This window comes from Paenibacillus sp. CB74, from assembly GCF_055687625.1.
The window spans coordinates 368,168-394,215 of the sequence record NZ_JBVMUS010000002.1 but is presented as its reverse complement, the minus strand read 5'-3'; the positions used below and the strand labels follow the sequence as shown (position 1 = coordinate 394,215).

Genomic DNA, 26,048 nt, shown 5'->3' with positions numbered 1-26,048 from the left:
AACGACGTCTCCTTTAATTTATAATCTATTGAAAAACAAAGAGAACGTGCACGAATGAGATTTATCTTAGTATCTGAGAGAAAAGTAAGCACCAAAGTTGTTTTTTTGGGTAATTTGCGATTATACTTTATCACAAATAACCTGTTTTGTAGGAGTGAGCTTATGGACATCATTAACTTCCATCAACAACAAATCGAGCAACTGGAGATGAAACGTAATGAGATCCTCTCCATGGCAGATGAATTACCAGATGCAGCATTTTATATATTTCAGATCAATGCACAGATCCGAGATGCGATGATGAGAGGGGATAGGTTAAAAACGGAATTCTCTCCGCGAAAATGTAACCAGTGTAAGCAATCTATAAAAGAAGAAATCACTGACAAGATACAATCCAAGTTAAACATCTGCAGCCGGTGTCTACAAACCATAAGGGGAGTAGTGACGAACGCAGAAATTGAAGAGAAATTAAAACTCAAAAATGGAACAGTTAAAAATGACATCAACTATAAACTGAAACCTCTAGTAGGTACGTCTCTCATCAGAAAATCAAATAAGATCTGGTTAATACATAAGTCGGTCACGGATATGTTCTATAATCCTAACTTCAACAAAAATGAGGTTCGGTTGAATTGGATAGGGGAGATGGAGGAAAGAGTACAGTCTTTGCGAAAAAGAAAAGAAATCCTTACCGGTATGAAAGATTCTCTTAACGGTGCAATACTGCAACTCTTTAGTTTGGATTCACAGATTAAAGACTACGAGGATCGACTCTCAATCGTTACAGGTGATCGATATCCTTTTAGATGCTCCCTTTGCACGGGATGGGTAAAAGGGTCTGATAAACCTGTACTGCTGCAAGAGACGACCATCTGCCATCATTGTAGTCTCACTATGGAGCAAGTAAAGACATTTGGAGAGATTGAAGAAATCCTAGGATTACGGAATGGGCGTATTCACAAAGATAAGGATAGAGGGGTTTTAGAGCCGTATCTGAATAGCAAACTACTCTGGAAATCGGGTTCCATTTGGTTATTCCATCTAAATGCAGCGAAACTGCATTATACGCCCGAGGATTTTAAGCCTGAAGAACCAGCATATAATGCGATTCCAACCTCACTTATGGAGCGCTCAAAAGCGATATATCAAAAAATACAGGAAGAGAAGAGCAGTACAGCCAACGGATAAGATTGTTATAGATGATCGTTGCCCACTAGACATAACTAAAAGGACACTGTGATTTCAGTGTCCTTTCTTGTGACTGTTGTGGAGATAGGAAAGCATTCACCCTTTGGTCAGCGTAGTTATCTTCATCTTGGCCAGGTTCCGAACTAAATCACGTACAGCTGCTTCTACAATAGGATCGTCTTTCAGACTTACCTGGTAGTTCTCTTCAGCTTCACTAATGATATGTGTAAAGACCAAGCAACTGCTCGTTCCCCCCCTAACATCCCTACCATATAGCCAATCTAAGGATACTTCATATAAATCAGCAAGTTTGATAAGAATCTCAGAATCTGGATCTCGGTAGGATCTCTCATTACCCGATATTGTCCCATAGGAAACCCCTACCTTACTACCAACCATTCGTTGAGTGAGTTTTTTGTTTTTCCTTGCCTTTTTGAGCCGAATACCCAGATTACTCATTTTGCTCTTCTTCTAGTCTACGAAGTATCTTATACTCGGTCTCCGTATCAATAATAGTTACTTTCTCAGAATTTAGTATTGCCAGTACAATCATCATATGACGTCGTGTACAACCCACTGACCCTGTAACCCCAAAAGTGGTTCGATTCATCTCCAAATCCTTCACCCCCTTATGATAAGTAGTTCAATGAACATGATGGTTAAGGCATCATGTCGCAGATAAATGTGTATAGGACCACATAATATCCCCCCATAGGTCTGTGATTTTTAAGCCTGGTGCTAAACGCGAAAAATTCTGGATCGGAGTAGCTGCGTTAACAACAATCGTTACACCATTGTAGGTTGCATTCAGATTAATACCGTTCTGAAAAGCATTAAAGGCCTCAAAGGGATCAATATACGTTACTTCCGATATTTCAGGGACAAACGGCTCCCAATGACAACTCATTGTTCCCATGTTAAGGCATAGTTCTATCTTTCCAGGTTCGAAATCTGGATGATCGTAGTAAAAGAATCCATTTCCTTTTCTAATCACGGATATACGCTGATTGTCCATTTTCATACTTTCTATCATATAAGCATACTCGCCAACCTCTAAAGAACCTAGCATCTGTGCTGTAGTCATACTCATCTAACGTGTCCCCCAAGCTATTTTGATACCAGAGTATCATGTCTTAAGAAAATCGAGTAATAGAGCAGGGGATAGCCCACTTGTCTTCCGTAACGACTCCATGGTAGACTAAGTTTCATATTATTCCATTTCATTCATCTCTTATTAACTCTGGCACGCGCCTTATGGGTTACTGGTTATTTTTAAAGAAGCGCTCTTCCGAGTGATCTCAATCTGCTTAAGTGTAACTATTACTTATGCTGTATTGTCATTGGGAGGAACGCTTCTTTTTTGCGTGTCCGTTTACAACCCATTTCAGCAAAATCTCGAAACAAATGTTATAATTAAAGGAGGAAATGTTTAATGCGTAACCTGCAAGACACCCTGACCAATCCTAACACCGTAGTCGATGTCCTCATTGATGACTTAACACTATGTTTGGTACATTCGGAAAATGGGGAAGAATATGATACTGTCTTTGAACCCTTAACGAAGAAGGATCTGTATAAACTCACCCCTTCTGAAGGCTGGACCAATTTTAACTGGAAATCGGAATTTGATGCCCCTGGCCGGCACGTTATCAAACTGATGGTCAAAGGGTCAGATCAAATTGAAGGATTGATCAGTTATGAAATTGCACAAGGATATGTGAGTATAAACTTAGTAGAGAGCGCACCCCGAAATGTCGGCAAAAACAAGCTTTTTATTGGGGTTGATGCTCATTTATTCGCCATTGCATGCAAGTTAAGTTTCGATCTAGGTTTTGACGGTGTAGTTTCTTTTATTGCCAAGACGAACCTTATTGAACACTACCGAGATAAATTAGGTGCCATCCTTCTTGGAAACCACGCGATGGCGATAGAAACACCGGAAGCTTTAGAGTTGGTGAAACATTACTTTAAGTGAGGAAGGTGATTGTAATGACATCGAATGATAACAAATTCGTGAAAGCTTTTGAAGAAGCGGAAGAAGTGGGTAATGGCGTATATGCTGTCCCCCCACAAAACAATGTTGAAAGACAAGAACTTGATCGGTTGATGCAAGAATATCTGATCACTAAACGGAACATTAAACCCGCAAAGAAAGGGTAATGGTACCAGCTGCACAAACATCCCTTCTTGGAGATGTAATAAAGATTCATTTACTTAAGGTCAAGCAGATTATTGCTTGGCCTTTTTGCATTCTTAAAATATTGGAGGAACTTATATGTTAAACGCGGCATTAAAACAAATGATTAAAGAATACTTGGAGCAAAATCAAATTAAGCTGACCCCCGCACAAATAGAACAAGCCTTACAAGGTGTTGTATATGCAGCCCAAGAAACGATAAATGATTCCATCCCTACTGCAGTTAGCCTTGCACTTGAATCACCATCGGTTTCGAATACAAGTAATGTTGAGGCAGATCAGTCCTTCCCAGAAGAAAGTCAACCGAATATAGAAACGAATACAACAATTGAGGTCCATACACCGAAAGGCTTGATTTGTGCTTACTCCGTCCTTGAAGAGAATTATCCAGGGTTGAAAGTAACCGTTAACGGTGAGGATCTAGTCGCTGTTGAGTACGATTCTGACCGGAACCAGCACGTGATACGTATATGGAAGCAGGGACAAGAAGAACCGGCTTATGTACAGAGTGTAGAAGACTACTGGATTAAGACAGATGAATTCCAATATGTCCGAGTAGATAGTCCCACAGTATTCACAGTTATTGATATCACTGAACTCCCTCCAGAAATTTCCGATCATATTGAAGAGAAATACATTCTACGCATGATGACCGTTGATCTCAATGAATACTCCACAGTGCAAGTCACAGACATCCTAAAATCCTATGGATACGAATTACTGCCCTTCACTAGAGAAATTGTCATAGAAAACACGGTGGAAAATATATATTCATCGAGCATTGATAATAATCGGATTATTGCAGAATGTATTGCAGAGACATACATCGTTTCTGAATCTGAATTAACATTACGTTTTAAAGACCAGCCTGAACTAAATCAATATCTTGCAGCTCATCAAATTGATTCATATGAATAATCACTTTGAGTTAATGACGTTAGTTGTAAATACATGCCATTCCTTTTGGGAGTATGAAACCATTGAGAGCTTCATGATAGACAATGGCGAGAGGGAAATATACAGGATACTCGGATGGTTTCCAAAGGGAACTAATGTAACCTATACAGAGCTTAATGCCATAACAACTGAGACTGAGTGGATCGTGGCGATCATTGATAAGGAAGGTGTGCATGACCTCCATAAAGTGCCTTCTACCTCGGAGTTGAGATGCAACTTAACAGAGTATCAAAACTCTGCCCGTTGCCTGGAGCACGTGACCATTTATCCTGCTCACCGCCTCATCATTAATCCGCTGAATGATTTAAATTAAGTTAAGTTAATTTAACTTAGTTTATTTCCATTCAAGTCTGAAAATTAGTTGAATAAGGGGTGGCGGAATTTCTTTGAACAACAACCAGCGTAAGGACCACACACTTGAGATCAGTCAATGGATCATCATTGGCGTTGTTGAGTTAGGTATACAATTCGAACAATCCTTTAATCTAATCAAGCGAGTATATAGTGACGTTTGGGGGACAGAGATACCTGATTTAAACCGCGTTCGAAATCGAAGTCATGAGAGATATAAAGAATTACAATATAAATTGGAGAGAAATGAACTGTTTAGTGAGAGAGACCATCATGAATTGATCTATCTTCAAATTGCATTATGCGAGATTGGCGAGTAATAAATTCATTACTATAAGAGCACTATCAACAAATGTTGATGGTGCTTCTTTGACTATTTAAAAATAAAGAAGATCCGAATATAGAATGCCATTATAGTTTGCCAATTGACATTATAGTTGGTAAATGGACATTATAGTTGGTAAATATGTGTGCCAATAAATCATTTGAATCGAGTGGTTTACCAACTTTAATGTAAAGGTTTTCATCTGTTAACAGTCAATAACACCTATAGAATGCTGCTTCATCACTTACCAACTATAATGTAACTTACGGTTTCAGTTACAGTTATTAGCGCCGTTTCTTTTCAGCTAGGTTTCATTAAAGTAGCAGTAAGCGTTAAATTTTGGGGAGGGGGGAGGTGCTTGCTCTATCGCGGGTAATATGATAATATTCAAAAACACCAATGAATTACTCACGATAGACTCCAGCATGCGCTAAAGAGTCCCTACCTTAAAAAGCACTTTATCAAGTTAACGAACAGCCTTAGGTTGTAATTCCACCTTTTTGCTGTTCATTAATAGGATAAAGTGCTTTTTTTTGCGCACTTTCACAACCCAAACTAAACTACGTACAGAGAGGATCATCAACATGCAGACATGGATTTCAAATCAAGAACTATTCCCTAACATGAATCAGGAGCTCTTACAAGATTTACTCAATTTCAAGGATGGTGACAAAGAAAAGAGAGCACGATTTGCAATCAAGTATAATCTTTCGTACCTAGGGGAAATCGCTGAGCGTTGGCATGAACGTAACATCGTACACAATACAGATGATCTTCGTTCATTGATTCTGGGCCTCGTACTTGCCGGCAGAGACAACTATCTGTATGACCAGGAAGTGCTCTTTGTATCCAGTGTTCGTCAGTATCTTGTCAACGACTGGGATTCACTAGCAGCTGCAGCTCTTCTAAATTTCTCTTGGAGTAAATTTAGAGATCCAATCGAAGCCAGAGATATCTTAGAAAGATTGCAAGAAGAAGATATTTCATCTCTCCCCCCCAATGACGGTGTACTTATAATTAGTCTGTTATCTGATATTTTCTTATATAATTCAAAAAATGAGGGATTATTAGACTTCATCATTAAGCAGCTGGAGCAATTAGAGCTGGACTTGAGTGGCAGTCATGAGAACTACCCGTTAGTCATCTTGTTAAGCGATGCATACGTGCGGTTAGGTAAGCCATCTTCAAAGTTATTCAAGAATAAAGCTAAAGCCAAATGGTTACGAACACTATACTTGCTTACTACCAAAGAAACCCCCACAAATACAAAGGACCACACCACGTTAGGCATCACCAGGGAGGAAGTGTTCTCCTATAACTACTTGCTATCCAATTTCGAAACCCTCGGGAAAACCTCATTTACTGGACCTGGTTTACTAAGAATGAAAAGACGGTATCTAGAATCTCATTTTTGGTCAGAATCACCCTTATCTGATCAAGTCATCGCTCAAGTGGAACGGATGAAAAAGGACGATCTAGATCATTTGCTCCATTCGAGATTTATAGATGATTCAAATAACCCCCGTTTTTTAAACCAAGACAACCTCAAATTATATCTTCAACTCGTGGAAAAGAAACTGATCACCTATTGCAATCCATCCTACATCCTGCTCATCGATCTCAAAGTTCTTTCCGAGGAACTTGAAACCAGGATCATTCAAGAGTTGCTGTTACATGTTGGATTAGCACAAGAAGAGTTTATATATCTTGAACAGTTACGCAGTAGACGTGACATTGAATGCGTTCCAACTAATTACACCTACACGAAATCACTCCTAGTCAATGGATTTATTTCCCCAAATGATATTAGCCTGTTGAAACGCCGGCAGATGGTTGGGTCCTGCATTCAGGTACTCGCAGGAGAGGACAGAATCTCTGACTTAATAGAACTTCTAAGTCAATGTGAGACACATCATCTGAAGCACCTCTTGGCTTTTCTTCAAGTGGACAGAATTTTGATTCTGATTGAACATCCCCCCTATCAAAAACTCTTGTATTACTATCTGCAAGCACTTTATCATTTCAACCCGAAAAACTATGTATCGACCATTCACCAAATTTTAGAGCAGGACAAGCTCAGATCGTTAAGCCTATTTTCTGATGAAGAACATCATCAATTGGAAAAGGATCTGATCGATTCTGCACTTCTAATCAAATCGCATCACATGACACTCGTGAGAAAGCACATGTCTGATCAAGAGCGGGTAGAAGCAGATTTAAATACCCTCTGTGAGAAGATCCAAACTACTAATGTATATGGTATGAAGGATCTCTTAATTGATAATAAAGAATCCTTCAGATCGAGCGAAAAATTACGTGCAGGATACCTAGAACGATTGATGACCTTGAAAGTAGAAAATCATCATCTTTCTAACATTGTCATGAATTATCAGATGATAAGAGTGATGAATATCTGCGAAGAACAAGAATATGCAGCATTTGAAAAATGGTTGACGAAAACAATGTTTGATCAATACGAAATCGCAAATTAAAAGGAGACATTTACATGGTATATTCATTAATCCGCAACCACATCGAAACGCTGGCAGAGGCTTCTAAGAACGGTCTGCCACTTGAGGTATTACAACAGATTACTCTAGTGAACCGAGCACATCTTCACTACCTTACACGTTACCCTGAATTCGAATCATTTACTTGGAACAAAGTCCTTTCATCCAGAATCTTAATCCAGATCGTTAACGAGCAAACCGTTCCAGATCTGCTCGTACGATTTCTGTGTTCTTCAAACCGACCTTTAGAACAGATTGAACGAATGATACAAACTGAAGGGATAGAGGACATCTATCAATTATTTGAAGATGGTCGGTTTAGTGTATATCATCAATGGGCACGTTCAGACCTATTTATAGATATCATGGAATGTTACTCTGATAAGGCCTACTTAGCACAGAATATGGAGAAATGTATCGGACCGTTCATTGAGAACATGCAACACTATGACTCAAGAGAAAAGTACAGCACTTTGTCCGAGTTAGAACGACCGGTAGCAATTCGGATGTCAAAATATACGAAACCCTTGCACTTCAGTCTAATATCACTCACAAGACATATTGAGTTCTATGAACAACTAGATAAATTTATGTCAAGAGAAGACATTGTTGATTGTATTCGGGGCTTAGAAGCAACGTTCAAGGCAGCAGTGGACCCGGAAGAGATTACTCGGGGGATTCTAGAGATGTACGCAACTGCAGCACCAGACTTAGTGAACGCATGGATTACTCAACTTTGGAGCAACTGGCTTAACCCCCCAACTGAGTTTCAATATCGCGCTCTATTCCAACATGCCTCAACACGAAAAGAACAAGATGTATATGAGGTAATCTACGGCTCTAACTCTCTGGCTGTGCAAGCCTGGGATCAGTGTAAAGATGGGGGTGATCATTTGAAGAGGTTCATCCATCGTTGTGCAGAACAAGGTAAAAAGGCCTTTCTAAAAATAGTAGTGAATAATGAGGCAGTCCATAGGCATATTAGAAGATTAGATAAGTTCCACCCTATTTTCTCTGACCATTTTCTCAACGTCATTAATGTGAATACACTTCAAGTCTCCGATTTCAAGATGAGTATGCACCAGTTAAAGGGTGAAACACTTATTAAGTATATCTCCGGAAAAGGACTGTGCGTCACTTGGAAAGAGTTTCAGTTTCTTTATAAGCAAAATGATTTAAACGTCAATTTGTACTTCCGTTTAGTTGATCTTGGAATCTCCGTGGATAAGAGACTACAATTGTGCAGAGAATTACCCGCACTTAACACGCTTACTCAGCATTTTGATAGTGAGGAATCGCTTCTTACAGCATTGGTGGGTTTGATACAAAAAGGCAACTTCAAAGATCAGTTACAAAAACAATCCTGGTATGTTAAGGGAGCAGAGGACAGTCAGTATCTGCTTATGCTTCTCCAACCAGAACGTTTTGAACGTTTTAGTGAGTATGTTACATCACCTTACGACATTAGATTTATCGTAAGTGAGTATACCCTTTTAGAGCAGACCAGTAACTTTACGGATGCTAAACGTCTTTACTTAGCTACCAATTTAGATTGCAGAGATCTCATAGAAGGCTTAAAACTGCCAGACGAATTTAAAGAAAAACATATGGATGAAATCATATCGTTTTGTTTTAAGGGTCTGGCCAAAGTCTTTTTGAAAATGTTGGGTTCATCAGAATTAAGTTCAAGACAAAAACAAAATTTAGTGCTCCTGACTAAAGCTGAGATCATGAGCAATTTAAAAAAGGTTAAGTTTGTTGAAACTGACTTTGAACTAGAGATTGGTTTACCTATTCCGGAAGCAGCCATAGAAGAATGGAAGAGAGATCGGCAGATGAAGATGGCTAGTTCTCTTGTGATGGCCGAAGCAGCCGACTATGAGACTACCATTCGTGTCGGTCAATATCCCGTGTCCACCTGTCTTCACTGGAACAAGGGGATTTATCAGCGCTGTTTACTAAGCAGTTTTGATACCAACAAGAAAATGATTACAGTGCACAACTCAAAACAGCAGTACGTGGGTAGAGCAGTCATCCGACTTACAAAAGCGATATCCCATTTGCCCAAAAAGAAACTCAGCTTCAAGGACATTACAAAACAAAAGACGGAGGTACCGGCACAACCTGTAGAGGAACGTTTTATCCTCTTCTTGGAAAGATGCTATTCCACGACTGATGGTGATGTCGCGAGAAGTATTCGTGAAGGTATTATCAAAATGGCCAAAAAGAAAGCTGAAATGATGGGTGCAACTCTTGTCGTTTCGACTAGTTATGGTCGGGCTGATTTCCCCGAAGAATTATCTTTTGTGGAAACAAAGAAAAATCTCGTCTTCATTTCACACTCGAAAAATGAATACCAGTACTTAGATTCCATGTCTGGACAAGCTTCTGAAGCAAATGAAGGAAAGTACGTACGGACTGAACTGTGGTCCGAGGGTCCTTTATTCACCCAGGAACAGGAAACTACGTCTTCTGATGTTGAATAACTCAGTTAATTTTGAAATGTGTGAACTCGCCAAAATCACACAACCTCATGTCATTTGACGGGTCGTTACGTAATTGCTATATTAATCACGTGATTTAGTATTAGCGGTATCTGCTCTTGGCGGGGGAGCTATCGTTTTGAAAACAGGCATCGAAGGATTATCTCCGATGCCTGTTTTTTTCTATTCCTATATATACTATTGCTTGATAGAAACCGTCATTAAGATTGTGAGTCATGAGACATATTAGGCTGGGGGTAAACATGATGATCCGATGGCTTGAACGTAGAAAAGAACGGAAATTAGCAGTTGCAGCATATTATGATTTATCTCGAACCATTAGAGCTACATATAAACAATTGAACTACATGCTCATACAAAAGAAGTCCATTACAGTCATTGAAGCAGAGTCTTCAGAAAATCTAACTGATCTGTATAATGAATTTTTATCCGAACAAGAGAGGGAGCGCCATGGGAAAATTCTATCCATCGATGATAAACAATTTACAACCAATGGGGTGAAGTACTTCCTGCAGATTGAGTATACGGGGCTAGTCATAGACGAGAGTGCTTACTCCCTTGAACAATTTAAAGAAATACAAGCTACTTTTAAGGAACTGGAAATGGAACAGGAAATGTTAAAGCGAAAGCTGCTGCTTGATTATAACTATGATGTAGATTTCGAAACAAAAAAAAGAAAGACACTGCTGTACATGAATCAAAAGGGGATATAGGATTTCCCCAGGTAGTCCCCCGAAGAAGAGAATGAAAAAAAAGAGGCTACCATGATCATGATAGCCTCTTTTTTGGCTTACTGGATAGCCAATCCAACAAATTATTACTGCTCCTCTGTTGCTGCAACTTCATCAACCAGGGATGCATACCTACTGAGGATCTCCTCGTTAAGATCATGTGGTTTGATTTCTAGCCAGCAAAACCCTCGGTTAGTAATCGGGGGGATTAACTCCCCTCCACAGTCCATCACTCGTTGCGACAACGCCTGTATATGTTCAGCTCCACAAACGCCGCTGCAACCGATTCTGGGATCAGTACATTTAAGCATCTGATAGCTCCGTTTGCCATCCCCTTGATATTTGCTTAACCTTTCCTGTTGTTCTTGATCTTTAAAGGGATACTCTTCAGCAATGTGAGCAAATGATTTGAAAGCAACATACAGCTGATTGACAAGATACTTGAATAAATCCTCACCCGTTTTGGGTTTGGTAGAAAACTTGAAGCCGTATTGCTTGCAGATCGCTTTAGCATATTTCTTCTGTTCGTCCGATATTTGATCCATTGATATTTTTAGTTCTTTTGCAATCTCTTTTCCTTTAAATACGACTTTCCCGGTATTTAACCTCTCCGAAATGTTCAACGCTGAACGGGAGTAGGGGGGATATGCTGCCTGGGAGCCATGTTGTCGCTTCTCTTGGAAGAAGGCTTGCACCTCTTCAAAGGAACGCGTAAATCGATATCCCTTTTCCTCGAAGCTCTTCTGAATATCCCTACCGTATTCTTGTGTAAATATCCTCGGATCTAAAATAGTGATTACACCATAGTCCTTGATATCACGTATCAGCCGGCCAACCCCTTGATTTAGTTTCACCATCATGTGGGGAAGCGTCACTTGTTTCATGAAATCATCTTCAAATCCTTGGCCGATTAACTTGATGAAAGGATCGTCTGGGACAGGGAAGGGGAGCCTGGAAAAGATAACCGAGACTAATCCCTCGCCTGGCACTGAAAACCCTGAGAAATACGAACCACTGCCTAATAACACACTGTTTTTGTCTGCCTTGAACTCAGAAGTTAATTGTTCAACGCCGGCTTGCTCTTGGTATAGGAATAACCACTGATTATCTTGGCAGATCTGCTCAATGGGTTCCCTGGCACTGGCCATGTACTGTTTAGAGGTAGATAGCAGTAAAGATGATCCCTGCGTCAGCTCCAGCAGTTGACGGTAATGGCCCATTGCGTGCTGCATCAAATCTTTTTCCTGATCATTAGGATGAGGTATGTTCTCTGGAACATAAATCAAGCTTTGTTTTGCATACTGGAATGATTCTGGAATGACCTTCAGCTCAACGTCTTCTCTACTTAGTCGCCATTGGTTCAGGAATGAAGTGAAGTCGCCATCCATCGATAAGGTACCGGACATTACAATGAGCTTGTTCTGTCCAGCCAAGTGACTAATGACACGCTTAAACTCACTCGGGAAATTGGTAGGGATACTGGTAAAGGTAGAGTCTTCATAGGTAACCCAACTTACGGAATACTTACTATTGATGAGCTGTTTAATGCTATATACAATCTTGTCTAGTTTCTCAACGTAATCACGTAGAGAGGAATCACGGTCTAGACGTTCACGTTTACTGAAGAATATCTTCTCCGAGAGTGTCTTTAACGTATTTCTAACCTCTGCAAGGTAATGAGATAGATTGGACGATATAGGATACCGGCCCAGAAGAGATTGTTTATCCTGTTCTTCCCTTCTCATAGCCTTGTTTAATTCAAGAATCAGGTTGTTATATGCAACTTTCTGGTCCTGAGGGAAATGCCAGCTTCGTGCAACCTCTGCCAAGTCTGAAGTGCTCGTAGAATCAGCAATCATACCCAAAAAGTTCTCCAGAAAATGATGAGCCTCATCAATGACAATAATGCCAGGATTCAGAGGAACAATGGCAGCCGTGGGCTCGTCTTCTAGGCGGTTAAGAACAGATCGAATCAATTGATCTTGATTCGTTACGACTAAATCCACATGCTCATCTCGAAACCGTTTACGATGATTCGCTGTTGGACAAAATCCGAGGGAACATCTCTCACAGTCAGAACGGGACCCTTTAAAGCTCACTCGGTTCCAGTCTGAGTTTCCAATACCCCCGTAATTTTTCTCAAATTCGTCTCGATGGCCCGTTGAAGAGGTTTTGAAAAATTGATCCAGCTTTTGTGATAATTCGTTATCCAATTGTTTTACAAATTGCTTCTCATGATGACAGTAGTAATGAGATTTCCCTTTGGCGAGAATGGCGGTTTTCAGCAGCTTCATATTCCTTAAAAGAGGTACTTCACTTTGCATCAATTGACTTTGAAGATTTATCGTAGCAGTTGCGTACACGACACGACTCTGGTTGTACGCACGATCAATGGAGCATTCGATCATTGCCGGCACCAACGCCCCTAATGATTTTCCCGTGCCTACAGGTGCTTCAATCACAAGTATGCGCTTACTCCGTTGTGCAGTGTGCAGAAACTCGGCTACATCTATAGCCATTTGTACCTGGCTGGTCCGTATATCCTTGCTGTTGTACTCTTCTGGAAGTTGCCTTTCGAATATATCAAGCAACAACTCTACACGGGAATTAGACATCCCCTCACCCCTTTTAAACACATATGTTCCCATTATACCACATGAAACTTGTAATCTTGTTCGCATTGGTAGAGATAAATGTAAGGATAATCCTACGCATTGTAATCAGCAACATACACGAATCAGAGATCGATTGTAAGAGAGGTTTCCACGATAGTTATGCCAGCTGCTGATGGGGGAAGAGGGACTACCCAGTTCCTGATCTATTCAGGCGTATTCAAATACACATTGATCTTGCTAGTTGGAACCAGATAATGAAACTCATCTTCAAATTTGTAAGTACACCTCGATAATTATATACTCACCTGCAGGAGAGTGATCATATGAAAATCGAAAGAAGTTTTTCAACATTTGTTACCTGCTTGTTCATCCTATTCAGCTCGTTTTTGTGGTACTTGAAATTTGATTCGGCTGATTATTCAGTCCTGATCCTAGTACTTAGTTTGATTAAATACCTCTTTGAGACAGCATTACTTGGTCTTGCATCTTTTCCTATTATGCAGATGTTCTTAACCATGAAAAACAGCTCTAGATCTAGTCCTTACTTAAAAAAGATTATCCAAGCTCCACCCATTATCCAAATCATCATCAGTGGCAGCATTTACGTTTCATTTCCAATAGCACTTGAATTCTTTGCTTCTCGTATGGAATTTAATCTGTGGTTTCTATTCCCTGTTATTGTAGTATCTAAACTCAGTTTTACTGTCTGTATTGCGTTCATGGTAATGGCCATGCAACAGCGAAATAATAAACATAATTCTGATAAATTAAGCTCCTAACAATTTTTGAAACGTTCTGAATTACGGAGGTCACTATTCATGAGCACTGAACAATTAATTGCCGCATATCCAATAAAAGAACCGAGCCAACCCGTTCCTACCTTGCTATTCTTAGGTCTCATTTTACTGTTCTTCTCATTTAGTACTTTTGGCAAAACTCGTACTAGAAGTTTTATCTCATTAATCTCGATGGCATTATCACTAGTCTTTCTAATCTGCAGTTTCACACAGAGCCTTGATGACACCTTTAAACATAGTAAAGCGAAATCAGATTGGAGAACCGAGTCATATCTCCCCTACATAAGTAGCTTGGAACTGATAGAGGAGGATGTCACCGATTATACCTTGAACGAGAATGGTTCAATTACGGCCATTGCTGTTGCAAAAGATAGCTCAATGGTTACATACGAGGGTTTGGATGAGAAAAAACAATCGACTACGGGCAAAGACTATGTGAGTTATGTCTATGTATCGGGGCTTCAATCGATCGGCATACTTGATGGAAAAGAAACACTGACCATACATTTGAAACCTGCAGAATAGCTCAGCATCCTCTTCAAGGGTACGTTCCAGTTTATCCGAGATTCTATGTAAAGCTAAATTTCTTTTAACATCAACTATCCAATTCATGGAGGTATCACTTTCAATGAGTACTGAAGAATTAATCGCGTCTTTTCCTGTTAAAGAGGTCAATTATTTTGTGTTAGTTATTTTAATTATCGCTGTAATTCTAGTCCTTGTTGCATTGACTGCTAAAGAAATTAGTTCCCCACGTACCAAAAGACATCTAGTCCCCATTGCAGGATCTATTGGTTTTGTATTCGTTTGCATAGGAGCTACTATTGGTCTAATTAATCATAGCGATCATCAAGTAGCTGTTATGGATTGGAAAACAACAACGTATCAATTGTATTTAGACGACCAGCAAACATTAGAGGAGGAAGTGACTGATTATAATGTGAACGAGGATGGCTCCATCACTGCCATTGCTGTAGCGGTAGATCAGTCCATCGTACCCTACCGAAAATTAAGAAAAATAGAGCCGTCTACTCAGAGCAGAAACTATATTAGTTATGTGCTGGTGTCTGGACTTGAATCTGTTGGTATACCTGATGGGAAGGAACTCATCACCTTACACCTGAAGGATGCAAAGTAAGTACCGATGGAGAAGTACGATCTATAAAATGAAATTTGTCTTCACATTAAAAAGGAGGATCACCATTGATAAAATATATCCCACCCCCTGAGGAACTCTGTCATATTTGTAATGAATTCGAATCAAAGAGGGATGGAAAGTGTGTCGCATGTAATATTCGATACGGTCGCCCTTACCCTCTAACCAATGGGGTAGTGGAACGGGTTAAACGTTTCGTGTATACCTGGATGAATATCGATTCGATGTTAATCTCTTTAGCAGTATCACATCGCGAGAAGCATTGGTTCAGTGAAAATTACCGTGGGATATCAGAAGAACAATTAATCGGTTTTCGACACTTCACCAAATACATGACGAAAGAAGAAAAACGAGATCCTCAGTGGCTTTCGGAGGAAAGGGTATTGGAATTGGCAGAGATGAGTGGTGTTCATGAATATCATATCAGCACACTTGCTTCAATTTTTCATTTGAGGTACCGGTCTAACACAATTTACTACATACCGGAACAAATTCTCCTACTCAAAAATTTACATAGAACAGAGGATCTCCGTAAAGAGGTACGATATGAATTATTATATAGATCAAATCGATCCCACATTCCTAAATAATGGCTGGAACAGGGATACTGGAGCATACACGTAATACTAATCCTGCTGATATAAACAATATGAGGAGTGTCTACTTTGACAAGACAAGAAATTATTGATGCGTTTCCTAAAGATCGTTCATATGATGATATCGCTTATATATTCATGATCATAACTGCCTTCATATTTATTATTTATTCTATCCATAGATTGGTCAGTAGTCAGAACGACAAGATTACGAGAATTTTAATATGGTCAATTTTATCTATAGCAGGTGGTTTGTTCCTGTTTTCCATAACGCAAGTCATTCAAATGAACAACTATAATGAGAGTTATCCGGAATTAAAACAGGCGTGGAAGCAAGACTCATTTCTACCCTATTTGCAAAGCTTGGATGAGATCAAAGTCCCTATCTTCCAGAGTAAGTGGAACAATGAAGGTAAACTGGATATAATCTCGGATACGGACAAGTATATAAAAACGCTTACTAGTATTCGGAATTTTGATTTCTATGATTCTTCAAATCCGGATGACAAAGGGTACGTGCTAATAAAGGATCTAGGCGACCTGGATGATTTCCCTGTTTCTTCAGATGTGAAATATTATTATGAATCAACCCTGCATGTAGGTACATGGTTACCGAAGAGAGAATTTGAATTGAAATGAACCTAAGAGTGAGGGGTCTTTAGAGGTCTACATGAAGACAAATACAAAAAGAGTAGGGGCTCAAGGCTTCTACTCTTTTTGTATTCGTTTGTCATTAGGTAATATTAGATTAGAGTGAAGTTTACAACAAACACTGTCAATATTCTCATCTTGTAATCTATTCTTTATTCCCGTTTTCTGCTTAAACCGTAATTGGTAACGATCCCAGGGTAAGTGGAGCTGATTCTAAGATAAACACAAAGAGCGATCGTTTGGAATTATCTTTAGGATATACACGGTTAATCGAATCTCTTCGTTAAGTTTAATAAAAGTTCAAAAAATGACTTAGATTCGATGATATCTTCATAATCAAATTCCCTTGGAGCCCGTATAGACTCTTCATAATGACTAACTAATTCAAACAATAATTCATTTCTCTGACGTTCATCTAATCTCACAATAGTAGTCTTTACATTTTCAGTTATTTCTAATAATTCTCTTATCCGTTCGTTGTTAAAATCGATATAAGACATTTAAGCAATCCTCCTATTATTTTTTTGCTGAGTTAACGGATGCTAGATTTCTCCATTTGGTCTTAATTAGATTCTTGTATTGTTCTACTCAATCTTACCAGCTGTCACCACCAGAACTGCTACCACTATCGCTAGATCCACTATCATAACCGGAAGAGCTATTCGTGTAATAAGAACTGCTACCAACACTTGAGCTGTTGCTGGAGTGCGATGAGTAGCTGCTTGACTGACTCTGTCTCGAGACTTCTTGTCTAGCGGCCTCTGGCTGGGCACGCTCTAGTTGATCAAGACTACTCTCAGCATTTGAGAAGCTGTGAATTACCTGGGCATACAAACCCATGTTCCATAGTTGATTCAGGTTCTGTAGGCTATCCTTAGAGTTCTGAGTGTGCGTATTAATAACATGTGTTGAGCTTTGTCTACGACCTTTAGCTGATATTGCATCAAGGCGATCACTCACACTTCTAATTACTTCCTTAGCCTTCTTACGTTGATATAACAACTCATCCATTTGATTTATAGCTTTCTCCACTTGTTCCTTCCATTGAACAAAGGATTCATGTGTCTGGTTCAGTCTAACTGGATAGGTATCCAAGGATAGGCTCAGAGCGATAAACTGTTCATCAACACGCTTCAATATATCCAGGATGGAAGAAGACCTTAATTGCTCTACACCCACGTCATTATTGAGTTTTGAGAACGTAGTTGTATATCGATCATGATAACTAGCGAGACTTGCTTTGATTTGTTCACGTTTTGTCTCGCAAGATTCATGTTGATTCAGAATGGTATCCTTCAGATTATCTATTTTATCAATAATAACAAATACACTTTTTAGTTCGGTTTCCAGTTCCATGATCCGTCTGTCACTATACAATAATTCACAACTTCTTAGCACATTGCAGACGTGCTTATGTTGTTGAAGGATGTAATCATGGCTTGTTTCCATTAGGTTTAAGGTTTCTACGTCAAAGTCTCGTTTAACCGCTACATATTCACTCAGATATCTCGACTCGTCAAAATGGAAGTTAGACACATGATCGTGTAATGCCTCAATGCCCAGTTCCACTTCTTTAAAAAGTTCAAGACGCTTCTCAAGCCTTTTGTCACTTTTAAGTAATAGATCATCAATATCATTGAGGAGTTGCTTAGCAGATTTCCAGTGACCATTTTCGACTTTGCTATTCAGTAAATTCATTTTGGACATTGCTTGATGTAAGTCCCTGAAGGGATCAAAATTGACATCGAGTTTCTTCCGCTCTACCTGTCGAATCAATTCCCGATTTTTATTCTCTAGTACTCTTGGTAGGTCTCGTATAGTCTCAAGTAATTCAGGCAGTTCTTGAATTAAATTCGATATGGTCTGTAATCGCTGGGTGGCATTCTCCAGATCCGTTGATACATCCTCTAGGTTCTCACGAGCTTGAGCATGCAGATATTCACTCGTGCTTTGTTCATGCGTCACCGTATCGAGTAACTGTTGTAGGTTTATTTGTTGCTGATACGAGATTTGTTCAATATCCTTCGTTAAGGTATGGACCATCAGGTTTACTTTGGCCATAGATTCGTCAGCTAATATCCCAAACTGTTCATACACTTCAAGCTTTTTTGTGATCCGTTTAAGGCTAACTTCATAATTTCCAATAAACTTAACATGTTCCTCGTAAGTAGCTTCTATTGTTCTTGGAGTAAACACGAAGGGGGCAAAGACTTTCCCCTTTTTTACACCATTCAGTAAATGTTCAACTCGGTCCTTCAGATTGGTGAAGTCCTTATTTAATTCCGATAGCTTTTCCACCGCTCTCTGACCGTCATAAGATTTCAGCAGTAAATCTATTCTAAGGCCAGCAGAATGAATTATCTTTAAAACCTCTTTAGCCTTTTCTCTTAATTTCTCATTTCGTTGTTGAATGTCATGTAAATTCATAAGTAAAACAAACATGACGAACAGACATCCCCCACCGAGTACTATTAAGCCTACCCACTTCAAATAATGGAGAAGGCTTTGTTTTAAATCTTCAACGGCCATCTCTTGAGATGGTGATGCATCATTCGGCCCACTTGTCTCAGGTACAACCGGCGGGGGAGAAGTCTCTGCGATATCCTGGCTAGATATTTTTTCTGTTTCTTGAACAAGTGCCTTGATACCATCGGCAAACTTTCCTTGTTTCGCTAGAGGAGTGAAGTTCTTTCCAACCAAACGGTCAATGACTGATCGTGATTCATAACCTGTTCCTGCATAGTTAGCAGGTAGCTGGTCTAGTCTGTACTGCAACTCCGGATTTCTAAAGTACAATTGAATTCGCCGGTCATTTTTAGATAGGACCGTCAGCACATCAGAAGGAACGAGCCCCCAAGAGTCATAGAGCTGTGAGGCATAATCATTTGCGGATAGATCTCCAAACGAAGAGACCGTAACCACATAGTAATCGAGATTTTTGGCTTCTTGAATGGCCGCTTCAATACTAGGTATTTCTCTGGCTGAAAACATTTCCCCTCGGTCATACACATGCCGGTCATCTTTAGCTGGAATTTGGCTAGCAGCTGCTGTTAGTGGAAAAAGGATCTGCATAACCAAAAATGCCGTTAATAGTGTCCCTACAAGAGTAACGATCCATTTACTCCATCCATGTACTTTAATTTTCAAAGCGATTCCTCCATTGATCATTGTTATTGTGGGAACATTGTATCTTTATCGATGCGAGACGACAAATATTGGAGGGGATCATCTGAAATTATGCACTGACATAGACTAATGATATTGTCTTGTTAACCGAACTCTTATTCCTGTAAAATAGATTTACACTGGATGTATTGATCCAGTAAAGATGTGAATTGCTTGAAATACATAAGAGGAGGGGTCTTTCTGGACTACACCAAGGAAGAGTTTGAAAGAATGCTAAACCTTATAGCTGATGATTATGTATTGGTTCGATCAAAATTTGAATTGTATTGTAAATTGACAGAGGTAAGTGATCTTCATAATGAATTAATGAGTGAAATTTCACCCGGTTTCTTCACCCTTGTTTTTGATGCGTTAATTAGTGACATATTTATCAATCTCACAAAATTAATCGACCACAAAGATGAAGCTGTTGGAACTATTTATACGTTAATCCTTGATTCCAACAACTCAAAAGATTTATTTCGTCATAAGAATAGAATTACTGAAATTTATAAAGCCAGTCATCAAAGGGAATTAAGAAGACAAGGTAAAGTGTTATCTAAAGTGCAGTATATCCGTAATAAAAAATTCGCACATCTTGACCCCATTTATCAACTAGACCGACAACAGATTATTGAGGACAAATTCATATCTTTTGACGATCTGAGAGAAGTTTTTGTGGTTCTACACAGGGTTTTAAATCACTACCACCAAGCTTTCTTTGGAAGAAAATTAGATCCATTTGCAAAAAATGCAACTGATGTGATCAAACTTATCGAAGCGATGGCATACTACAAACAAGGCTACATAAGAGAAACAAACGTAAACCTCCTGGCTGCTGGGTTAATGCCATCTAAGACCGGTAGAATATCGATGGATGATCTCGAAGAAGTGTAGAATTGCTTGAACTTAATACATGCTAGAGTATAATAACATTATATCTATTATTTCCCTTGTCCTTAGGCACGCGCCGAAAGGTTTTATACGAAGCACTATTACTTTTACTATTTAGCATTTAAGTTGGAATCCCAACTTCCTCATGCTGACTGTAGAACGTGAATAGTGCTTTTTGTGTCCAAATAATCCACTGGAGGTCATACGTATGCAACTATTACACATTGAAATTCAAGGTTTCAAAGGATTCAGGTACTGGTCTTCTGAAATAAATGACGATTCGTTCGCTACTCTTACCCCCAGCACATCAACAGATGTCACAGAAGCCATCATATGGTGCTTAAAGGGCTGTGACAGACGAGGAGAGACACAGGGTATCCGAAAACGATTGCTACACCCCGAACATAATATGATACGTGTTAAAACCACCTGGAGGCATTCAGATCAGCCAGACAACCATATTGAGATTGTACGAGAGACTTCCTTCAGACGAAAGACTTTGCTCTTGAATCAGAGGCCTATCAATCAGGACGACATCAACTCCTTAATGCAGCCCATCGACTTACAACTCGGAATTCTCTCCCCAATGTATTTTAGCTCCCTAACCATCCCTAAATTTCAAACAGCCATTACTAATCTTCTTTTCGATGTATCCCACAGCCCTAACAATAATGAAGCCCCCACTAAAGAGGATCATCTTACCCCGGAAGCTATCTTCACTCAGTTGGAGATATTACGAGATTATGTGAATGAATCCAAAACATACGTGATAGACGCAAAGAATCAAATGGCAAAAGCAAAACTAACCTCATGCCTATCTGATACACAACAAGCCCTAAAAAATGAGCAAGAAAAGCTAATGCTGAAAATGCAGGAGATTTGTCTGGAAGATGGACCCGCTCGTCCGGATATTCTTATTGAATGGAAGGAAGAATTAGAATCGCTGGGGACGTTGTATCGCAGCCGTGTAGATGACTGGAAGGAACTAAAAGCTGCAGGTGAGGTAAAACAGCTGGAATCTATTAAGAAGCACTGTGAATCCTTAATACACGAGGGCACAATATTGAAATCCCAGATAGAGAACGAGGAAGAATTCTGGAAGTCCCAGGTTTTAGAATTTGAAAAGGACAAATCACATCGACTTCAATTACTACAACGAGACCTGGAACGACTTAAAGCAACCCAGACACTCCGAAAAAATGCAGAAAACAGAGAAGACCAACTCCAATTGAACTATGAACAAGTTGTTCTCGCACTGGAAGAAGCAAAACGTGAAATGAGAGCTTTATCTAAACACCGGCTGTCCTATGTCCAACAACAAGTTAACGAGGCTAATACGCTATTCAATGATATTAAAATTACCTTGAATCATCACTGGATCAAGGGCGAAGCCAAAATAAAATTAGATATAAGATTCAAACAGATGCCACTGTACGATTTATCGCCAGAGGACCAGGTTCAATGTTCATTAGAGTTTATTATGTATATGATGGAAACGAATCGGAATGTGATTGAGACTCATGAATTTATAAAGTCACCCCAAAGTAATAGTTTTGACATCGAGAAGGGTATAAACTCAAAAATTAGCTAATAACAGAAACAGCAGTGACCGTGGGGTTACTGCTGTTTCTGTTGTTGTCGTTATACATATGAACAGATTTATTTAGATGAACCTTACCAGACATAGACACATTCGAATCTAGAAACTCAAAATTATACGACTCGGCTCGATTATTATATACTTTGATTGATTTTATTCATTCACTCTATTTTCGAGTTATACAAGCTATAGAGAAAAAATGATGGGAGGGACCCTTATGGGACTCGATGAGGCAAAAGGATTATTCAATGAACTAACTGACTTGGATTATATTAAGACACGCTTGAGAGGATACATGTGGATTGACGACAAGTTAAAGGTCGAACATCATTTATTGGGAGTACCACTCAACCAAGAAGAATTATTGTTGATGGCTGAATCAACATTTAGTAATTCCCAATATTTTGATGATCCCCTTAACCAAATTGTCTTTCAACTCGAGTATCCTGAGTTTTCTGAGTTTTTAGATTACGCTAGATCGAAATCGTCACTTCCAAAGATGTATTCAGAGATAACTGAATATGCTTATTTAGTAAAGAAGGCCAACCCCAAAGGATATGTGCCCTCAGGTAAGGCCCAGGCAATCATTATGGCAATTTTTTCACTTATTGTTTTCACGTACATAATCGTCATCCGTTTTTTAGATCCTATACAAAGCTATATTGCTTTAGGATTCACCTGTGCGTCAGTTGTAACATTCTATCTACTGTTCAACAAAGTTAGACGTGTAGATCAAGCAAAGGATCAATTAAAAGGGATGAAAAAATCTATATTGGCCTCTCGTGAACGGCGTTTAGAGGCTTATCTTTGAAACGATATTAAAGAAAATCTGAGGGTTTTCTTTCCAGCCCCTGGAGGAATTTATAGTTTGGCTGTCTATCGTGTGTGCACCTGCATTCCAAGCGAAGTTTTGCTCTAACGAACTGTAGGAAAAAAGGGGGATTATCAGGTATGACGATTATAGAAATGGTTGTTACTGTTGTCGTAACAAGTTTGATCTGCACAGGTTTAACTTGGGTTTTGTTTAAGGCTGTTGACGCTCTAAAACCAGCGAGGAGGGATGAACATGGCGATCATTAACTCGTCGTTGTAAGATTCTATCTACTATTCAACAAATTTAGACGTGTAGATCAAGCTTCTTACCTAGAACTGAACTAGCGAGGGCTATTCAGGAACAATTGTCTCTATTTACTCGTTTAGGTTTTGACTTTAGAATAAGGTGGACTGTCTTTTGTACCTCTTTCATAATTGGTTGTAGCCTTAAGCAACAAAATCAATGTTAAAATGGAATGAGTATTGCAGTACTACATCACATGTAGATAGGAGGCCTTTTATGTTATCCAGATGGCTTGATCGTATTAAGAAAAGTAGAGATGCACTTAAAGAGTACAGCGCTGTGTCGATAAAAGCGCATGCTTTACATGACGCATGGAGTAACATGCTTACAGAGGAAAAATGTATTCAAATATTACAAGCTGGTTCAGCAGATGAACTCACCGAATTATACAATGAGTTCCTTGAAGGTTTAACTAAAGTTGGTGCTGGAAAGATTCTATGTATCCAGGACAAAAATTTTACTACAAGCGGAGATATCTATTTCCTGCAAATTGAGTATACAACCCTTGGAATCAAAGATGTTTTCTATGAACAATATCATGCTTTGAAGTTTGAGTATGATAAAGCATGGACAGAGAAAGAAGTCCTGAGTAAAAAACTCAATCGATATTTTTCGTGGTTAACTGCGAACCCCCATATAAGATTTCGGTGGTTGGATAGGTAATCAGATAACATAGTTTCAAAAGAGAAGGTTTAATTTATGACACATAAAAAATTGTATGCTTTGGATACTTCTCAGATAGAAATGTCCAACTGTGCTGGTATTGTAATTGATAAAACTGACGATGGCTTGAAAACTGTTGTAGTTAAAGCCATGAAGCGGGTATAAGTTCGTATTGGCTGTATCAATCCAGCTATGCAGCAGAGAATGTGGATTTTGTTAGTTCGCCTTTAGTTGAAACTGAAATAGATCTTTTTCTTATAAAAGGGGATCTTATATCACAGTTAAAACAGACACTAGCGATGAATCATCAAGCGTTACGTTTTATTCAACATACTGGTGATTGATCTCACGACCTCATTCATAGAAAGCTAGGGGGGCATGAAATGGTGCAATTATTTGTAGTCGAAATGTGGGATACGTCCATCGAGATATCTATTCGGGCTGGTGTTTACGCTAACATTCTAGATGAGGCTGAAGAGGTTGATGGGTACGTTATACAACTGGTTAATGCTAATCTACTGAAGTAGTTTTGGTACATATTGAAGGCTATAAAGATCTATGAGAAAATTACAACTTATAATGCCATATTCCTCCCTGAAAGATGACAGTGATATATTTATCAGTGACCACTTAATTAATGCCGGCCACCAAGTTGAAAGTATATTAAATCCAAATCGTGGAGGGAAACAATGAGAAAAGATACAGCGGCAATCATCGCGAGTCTCAAGAACAGAGAAGGCATAAACTACTTCCCAAGTGGTCAAAGATATAGCCCTAATGGAGGATTTGTGGTAACAGTTGATGGATTTGTTTGCCCTCTTGATTCTCTTTCTACAACAACAGCATTATTTCCAATTCGAATCAATAAAGACAACCAATTGGAATGTGATGAAACGGTCAGTGATACAAATACTGTTTTTGAAGTTCGAGGTAAACATGATCTCCGTAGTGCTGTAGAAAGATATAACGATATCATTACTGAAAAAGTACGGAATAATGAAAATGAAAAATACAATAAACTCGCTGGTTACTGTGCATTTTAAATATTCTTTAACATCAAAAAAGGATTTGCTCTTGCAAATCCTTTTTTGTGTTTATATTTCATAAAGAGAAGCTTCACTAAAGAGTTGAATCCATCTTAACAATCTCCCATTCAAATTCGGGTCTTCGCCGGCTAAATTATCTTTAAGAATAAACTCCTCCGAATGATTATTGTTTGCTCAAAAGAATTAAACTGAAAATGATTAAGTTAGCTAGTAATGGTCTGGTCCAGATAGTATGATACTAAGATAATTGAACACTTTGGAGGTTAATCCTATGCAAATTCAAGTTTTTAGCATGACCACACAGGCACCTGATCCTAAACGTATTGAAATCCTCAAGGAACTAGACCCAGACCAGCCCGTAGAGGATGAAACGCTCTACACGCCACACCTTATTTCTCAAGATGACGTACTGTATATCAAAAGAGAACGAAAACATCATCTCTATGAGATCAAAACAATGGACAACGAAATATTGGCATTTCCATCAGCATCCTACATGGTTCCACATCTCTCACTGATTCAAGTTGATCGCGGTATTTACGTTAATCTGAATAACGCGAAACAATTGAATGACAACAGCGAACTGGAATTAGTAAACGGAGACACCGTTCCCGTTTCGATGAGAAAACTGGATGATGTGAAAAACCTGCTAACTATTAAATAGTAGTATGAGGCATGTATGGAGGCGTGAATTATGGCTGACGTGACTTTATTTGATTTGGACATCTTAGATTGCAAAGATGTCGATTACTCTGAAGAAAGTGTCATGTACAATGCTGTTACTTTCCATCTTGAGTCGCTAAAGATGTTCGACGGGAACAGTGTAGAAATTAGTGAGGACTGGCAGATCAAAATTTGGTCTGAAGATGGGCAGCAGATCCTTAAGCAGTTTTTTCTGATTGAGAACCAGGAGTTTAAGAGAAAACTTTATCAAGCCTACCCATTGTAGATGGTAGCTGTTGCAAAAGAGAGGGGGGATCATTCT

At 39.1% G+C, this 26,048-nt stretch carries 27 protein-coding genes and 1 pseudogene; 22 read left to right on the top strand and 6 right to left on the bottom strand.

Annotated features, from left to right (window positions below):
* The first annotated feature begins 162 nt into the window (after nt 1-162).
* Complete coding sequence (locus ACX9NY_RS32045; RefSeq protein ID WP_472479659.1) at nt 163-1,188, top strand: hypothetical protein; 1,026 nt, start codon at nt 163-165, stop codon at nt 1,186-1,188.
* A gap of 96 nt (nt 1,189-1,284) precedes the next feature.
* Here ACX9NY_RS32045 and ACX9NY_RS32040 read toward each other — a convergent pair whose 3' ends face one another.
* The 3 genes and pseudogenes from ACX9NY_RS32040 to ACX9NY_RS32030 form a co-directional block, all read right to left on the bottom strand.
* The gene (locus ACX9NY_RS32040; protein ID WP_472480370.1) at nt 1,285-1,425 is read right to left on the bottom strand and encodes a hypothetical protein; all 141 of its coding nucleotides are present in this window, start codon (nt 1,423-1,425) and stop codon (nt 1,285-1,287) included.
* Between the two features lie 45 nt (nt 1,426-1,470).
* A pseudogene (locus ACX9NY_RS32035) lies at nt 1,471-1,647 on the bottom strand (helix-turn-helix domain-containing protein); the annotation flags it as partial.
* A gap of 208 nt (nt 1,648-1,855) precedes the next feature.
* Nucleotides 1,856-2,278 (bottom strand): hypothetical protein, encoded by a 423-nt coding sequence (locus ACX9NY_RS32030; RefSeq protein ID WP_472479657.1) that lies wholly within the window; start codon nt 2,276-2,278, stop codon nt 1,856-1,858.
* Nucleotides 2,279-2,620: 342 nt separating this feature from the next.
* On the opposite strand from ACX9NY_RS32030, the gene ACX9NY_RS32025 reads away from it, so the two are divergent.
* From ACX9NY_RS32025 to ACX9NY_RS31995, 7 genes are all read left to right on the top strand, one after another.
* A complete protein-coding gene (locus ACX9NY_RS32025; RefSeq protein WP_472479655.1) occupies nt 2,621-3,163 on the top strand; it encodes a hypothetical protein in 543 nt (180 codons plus the stop codon).
* Between the two features lie 14 nt (nt 3,164-3,177).
* A complete protein-coding gene (locus tag ACX9NY_RS32020; protein WP_472479653.1) occupies nt 3,178-3,348 on the top strand; it encodes a hypothetical protein in 171 nt (56 codons plus the stop codon).
* Between the two features lie 115 nt (nt 3,349-3,463).
* Nucleotides 3,464-4,303 carry a hypothetical protein gene (locus tag ACX9NY_RS32015; protein ID WP_472479651.1) on the top strand — a complete coding sequence of 280 codons (840 nt, stop codon included), beginning with the start codon at nt 3,464-3,466 and terminating at the stop codon, nt 4,301-4,303.
* Nucleotides 4,304-4,728: 425 nt separating this feature from the next.
* Nucleotides 4,729-5,013: a hypothetical protein gene (locus ACX9NY_RS32010; RefSeq protein WP_472479649.1), complete on the top strand. Its 285-nt coding sequence runs from the start codon at nt 4,729-4,731 to the stop codon at nt 5,011-5,013.
* Nucleotides 5,014-5,602: 589 nt separating this feature from the next.
* Nucleotides 5,603-7,510: a hypothetical protein gene (locus ACX9NY_RS32005; RefSeq protein ID WP_472479647.1), complete on the top strand. Its 1,908-nt coding sequence runs from the start codon at nt 5,603-5,605 to the stop codon at nt 7,508-7,510.
* A gap of 14 nt (nt 7,511-7,524) precedes the next feature.
* Nucleotides 7,525-10,014, top strand: a complete 2,490-nt coding sequence (locus tag ACX9NY_RS32000) for a hypothetical protein (protein ID WP_472479645.1) — start codon at nt 7,525-7,527, stop codon at nt 10,012-10,014.
* Nucleotides 10,015-10,274: 260 nt separating this feature from the next.
* On the top strand, nt 10,275-10,745 hold the full coding sequence (locus ACX9NY_RS31995; RefSeq protein WP_472479643.1) for a hypothetical protein: 471 nt from the start codon (nt 10,275-10,277) through the stop codon (nt 10,743-10,745).
* Between the two features lie 104 nt (nt 10,746-10,849).
* Here the strand turns inward: ACX9NY_RS31995 and ACX9NY_RS31990 are convergent, their stop codons facing one another.
* Nucleotides 10,850-13,225, bottom strand: a complete 2,376-nt coding sequence (locus tag ACX9NY_RS31990; protein ID WP_472479641.1) for an ATP-dependent DNA helicase — start codon at nt 13,223-13,225, stop codon at nt 10,850-10,852.
* Between the two features lie 476 nt (nt 13,226-13,701).
* Between ACX9NY_RS31990 and ACX9NY_RS31985 the strand changes: the two genes are divergently transcribed.
* From ACX9NY_RS31985 to ACX9NY_RS31970, 4 genes are all read left to right on the top strand, one after another.
* Nucleotides 13,702-14,157 (top strand): hypothetical protein, encoded by a 456-nt coding sequence (locus tag ACX9NY_RS31985; RefSeq protein ID WP_472479639.1) that lies wholly within the window; start codon nt 13,702-13,704, stop codon nt 14,155-14,157.
* A gap of 39 nt (nt 14,158-14,196) precedes the next feature.
* Complete coding sequence (locus ACX9NY_RS31980) at nt 14,197-14,700, top strand: hypothetical protein (RefSeq protein ID WP_472479637.1); 504 nt, start codon at nt 14,197-14,199, stop codon at nt 14,698-14,700.
* Nucleotides 14,701-14,803: 103 nt separating this feature from the next.
* Nucleotides 14,804-15,313 carry a hypothetical protein gene (locus ACX9NY_RS31975; protein WP_472479635.1) on the top strand — a complete coding sequence of 170 codons (510 nt, stop codon included), beginning with the start codon at nt 14,804-14,806 and terminating at the stop codon, nt 15,311-15,313.
* Between the two features lie 683 nt (nt 15,314-15,996).
* Entirely contained in the window at nt 15,997-16,566 is a 570-nt protein-coding gene (locus ACX9NY_RS31970; RefSeq protein ID WP_472479633.1) for a hypothetical protein, read from the top strand.
* A 278-nt stretch (nt 16,567-16,844) separates the two neighbouring features.
* Here ACX9NY_RS31970 and ACX9NY_RS31965 read toward each other — a convergent pair whose 3' ends face one another.
* Together ACX9NY_RS31965 and ACX9NY_RS31960 are read right to left on the bottom strand one after the other, a co-directional pair.
* Nucleotides 16,845-17,078 (bottom strand): hypothetical protein, encoded by a 234-nt coding sequence (locus ACX9NY_RS31965; RefSeq protein ID WP_472479631.1) that lies wholly within the window; start codon nt 17,076-17,078, stop codon nt 16,845-16,847.
* A gap of 94 nt (nt 17,079-17,172) precedes the next feature.
* The gene (locus ACX9NY_RS31960) at nt 17,173-19,725 is read right to left on the bottom strand and encodes a TPM domain-containing protein (protein ID WP_472479629.1); all 2,553 of its coding nucleotides are present in this window, start codon (nt 19,723-19,725) and stop codon (nt 17,173-17,175) included.
* A 192-nt stretch (nt 19,726-19,917) separates the two neighbouring features.
* Between ACX9NY_RS31960 and ACX9NY_RS31955 the strand changes: the two genes are divergently transcribed.
* From ACX9NY_RS31955 to ACX9NY_RS31910, 10 genes are all read left to right on the top strand, one after another.
* Entirely contained in the window at nt 19,918-20,640 is a 723-nt protein-coding gene (locus ACX9NY_RS31955; protein ID WP_472479627.1) for an AbiU2 domain-containing protein, read from the top strand.
* A 205-nt stretch (nt 20,641-20,845) separates the two neighbouring features.
* Nucleotides 20,846-22,228, top strand: a complete 1,383-nt coding sequence (locus tag ACX9NY_RS31950) for a hypothetical protein (protein WP_472479625.1) — start codon at nt 20,846-20,848, stop codon at nt 22,226-22,228.
* A 226-nt stretch (nt 22,229-22,454) separates the two neighbouring features.
* Entirely contained in the window at nt 22,455-23,048 is a 594-nt protein-coding gene (locus tag ACX9NY_RS31945; RefSeq protein ID WP_472479623.1) for a hypothetical protein, read from the top strand.
* A 140-nt stretch (nt 23,049-23,188) separates the two neighbouring features.
* Nucleotides 23,189-23,317, top strand: a complete 129-nt coding sequence (locus ACX9NY_RS31940) for a hypothetical protein (RefSeq protein WP_472479621.1) — start codon at nt 23,189-23,191, stop codon at nt 23,315-23,317.
* 253 nt (nt 23,318-23,570) lie between these two features.
* A complete protein-coding gene (locus ACX9NY_RS31935; RefSeq protein ID WP_472479619.1) occupies nt 23,571-24,017 on the top strand; it encodes a hypothetical protein in 447 nt (148 codons plus the stop codon).
* Nucleotides 24,018-24,053: 36 nt separating this feature from the next.
* Nucleotides 24,054-24,182: a hypothetical protein gene (locus ACX9NY_RS31930; RefSeq protein WP_472479617.1), complete on the top strand. Its 129-nt coding sequence runs from the start codon at nt 24,054-24,056 to the stop codon at nt 24,180-24,182.
* A gap of 218 nt (nt 24,183-24,400) precedes the next feature.
* Complete coding sequence (locus ACX9NY_RS31925) at nt 24,401-24,544, top strand: hypothetical protein (RefSeq protein WP_472479615.1); 144 nt, start codon at nt 24,401-24,403, stop codon at nt 24,542-24,544.
* A 162-nt stretch (nt 24,545-24,706) separates the two neighbouring features.
* Entirely contained in the window at nt 24,707-25,060 is a 354-nt protein-coding gene (locus ACX9NY_RS31920) for a hypothetical protein (RefSeq protein ID WP_472479613.1), read from the top strand.
* A gap of 274 nt (nt 25,061-25,334) precedes the next feature.
* Nucleotides 25,335-25,727, top strand: a complete 393-nt coding sequence (locus ACX9NY_RS31915; protein ID WP_472479611.1) for a LytTR family transcriptional regulator DNA-binding domain-containing protein — start codon at nt 25,335-25,337, stop codon at nt 25,725-25,727.
* 30 nt (nt 25,728-25,757) lie between these two features.
* Nucleotides 25,758-26,012, top strand: coding sequence for a hypothetical protein (locus ACX9NY_RS31910; RefSeq protein ID WP_264932580.1), 255 nt, complete (start codon nt 25,758-25,760; stop codon nt 26,010-26,012).
* Nucleotides 26,013-26,048: the final 36 nt, after the last annotated feature.

Excerpts from the sequence above, each read along its gene's own strand:
- ACX9NY_RS32045 (WP_472479659.1), top strand. The coding sequence starts at position 163 with ATGGACATCATTAACTTCCATCAACAACAAATCGAGCAACTGGAGATG.
- ACX9NY_RS31945 (WP_472479623.1), top strand. The coding sequence starts at position 22,455 with ATGGGACTCGATGAGGCAAAAGGATTATTCAATGAACTAACTGACTTG.
- ACX9NY_RS31965 (WP_472479631.1), bottom strand. The coding sequence starts at position 17,078 with ATGTCTTATATCGATTTTAACAACGAACGGATAAGAGAATTATTAGAA.
- ACX9NY_RS32005 (WP_472479647.1), top strand. The coding sequence starts at position 5,603 with ATGCAGACATGGATTTCAAATCAAGAACTATTCCCTAACATGAATCAG.
- ACX9NY_RS31925 (WP_472479615.1), top strand. The coding sequence starts at position 24,401 with ATGGTGCAATTATTTGTAGTCGAAATGTGGGATACGTCCATCGAGATA.
- ACX9NY_RS31910 (WP_264932580.1), top strand. The coding sequence starts at position 25,758 with ATGGCTGACGTGACTTTATTTGATTTGGACATCTTAGATTGCAAAGAT.
- ACX9NY_RS31950 (WP_472479625.1), top strand. The coding sequence starts at position 20,846 with ATGCAACTATTACACATTGAAATTCAAGGTTTCAAAGGATTCAGGTAC.
- ACX9NY_RS31975 (WP_472479635.1), top strand. The coding sequence starts at position 14,804 with ATGAGTACTGAAGAATTAATCGCGTCTTTTCCTGTTAAAGAGGTCAAT.
- ACX9NY_RS31940 (WP_472479621.1), top strand. The coding sequence starts at position 23,189 with ATGACGATTATAGAAATGGTTGTTACTGTTGTCGTAACAAGTTTGATC.
- ACX9NY_RS31930 (WP_472479617.1), top strand. The coding sequence starts at position 24,054 with ATGACACATAAAAAATTGTATGCTTTGGATACTTCTCAGATAGAAATG.
- ACX9NY_RS31920 (WP_472479613.1), top strand. The coding sequence starts at position 24,707 with ATGAGAAAAGATACAGCGGCAATCATCGCGAGTCTCAAGAACAGAGAA.
- ACX9NY_RS32020 (WP_472479653.1), top strand. The coding sequence starts at position 3,178 with ATGACATCGAATGATAACAAATTCGTGAAAGCTTTTGAAGAAGCGGAA.
- ACX9NY_RS31980 (WP_472479637.1), top strand. The coding sequence starts at position 14,197 with ATGAGCACTGAACAATTAATTGCCGCATATCCAATAAAAGAACCGAGC.
- ACX9NY_RS31935 (WP_472479619.1), top strand. The coding sequence starts at position 23,571 with ATGTTATCCAGATGGCTTGATCGTATTAAGAAAAGTAGAGATGCACTT.
- ACX9NY_RS31915 (WP_472479611.1), top strand. The coding sequence starts at position 25,335 with ATGCAAATTCAAGTTTTTAGCATGACCACACAGGCACCTGATCCTAAA.
- ACX9NY_RS31985 (WP_472479639.1), top strand. The coding sequence starts at position 13,702 with ATGAAAATCGAAAGAAGTTTTTCAACATTTGTTACCTGCTTGTTCATC.
- ACX9NY_RS31995 (WP_472479643.1), top strand. The coding sequence starts at position 10,275 with ATGATGATCCGATGGCTTGAACGTAGAAAAGAACGGAAATTAGCAGTT.
- ACX9NY_RS32015 (WP_472479651.1), top strand. The coding sequence starts at position 3,464 with ATGTTAAACGCGGCATTAAAACAAATGATTAAAGAATACTTGGAGCAA.
- ACX9NY_RS32000 (WP_472479645.1), top strand. The coding sequence starts at position 7,525 with ATGGTATATTCATTAATCCGCAACCACATCGAAACGCTGGCAGAGGCT.
- ACX9NY_RS32025 (WP_472479655.1), top strand. The coding sequence starts at position 2,621 with ATGCGTAACCTGCAAGACACCCTGACCAATCCTAACACCGTAGTCGAT.
- ACX9NY_RS32030 (WP_472479657.1), bottom strand. The coding sequence starts at position 2,278 with ATGAGTATGACTACAGCACAGATGCTAGGTTCTTTAGAGGTTGGCGAG.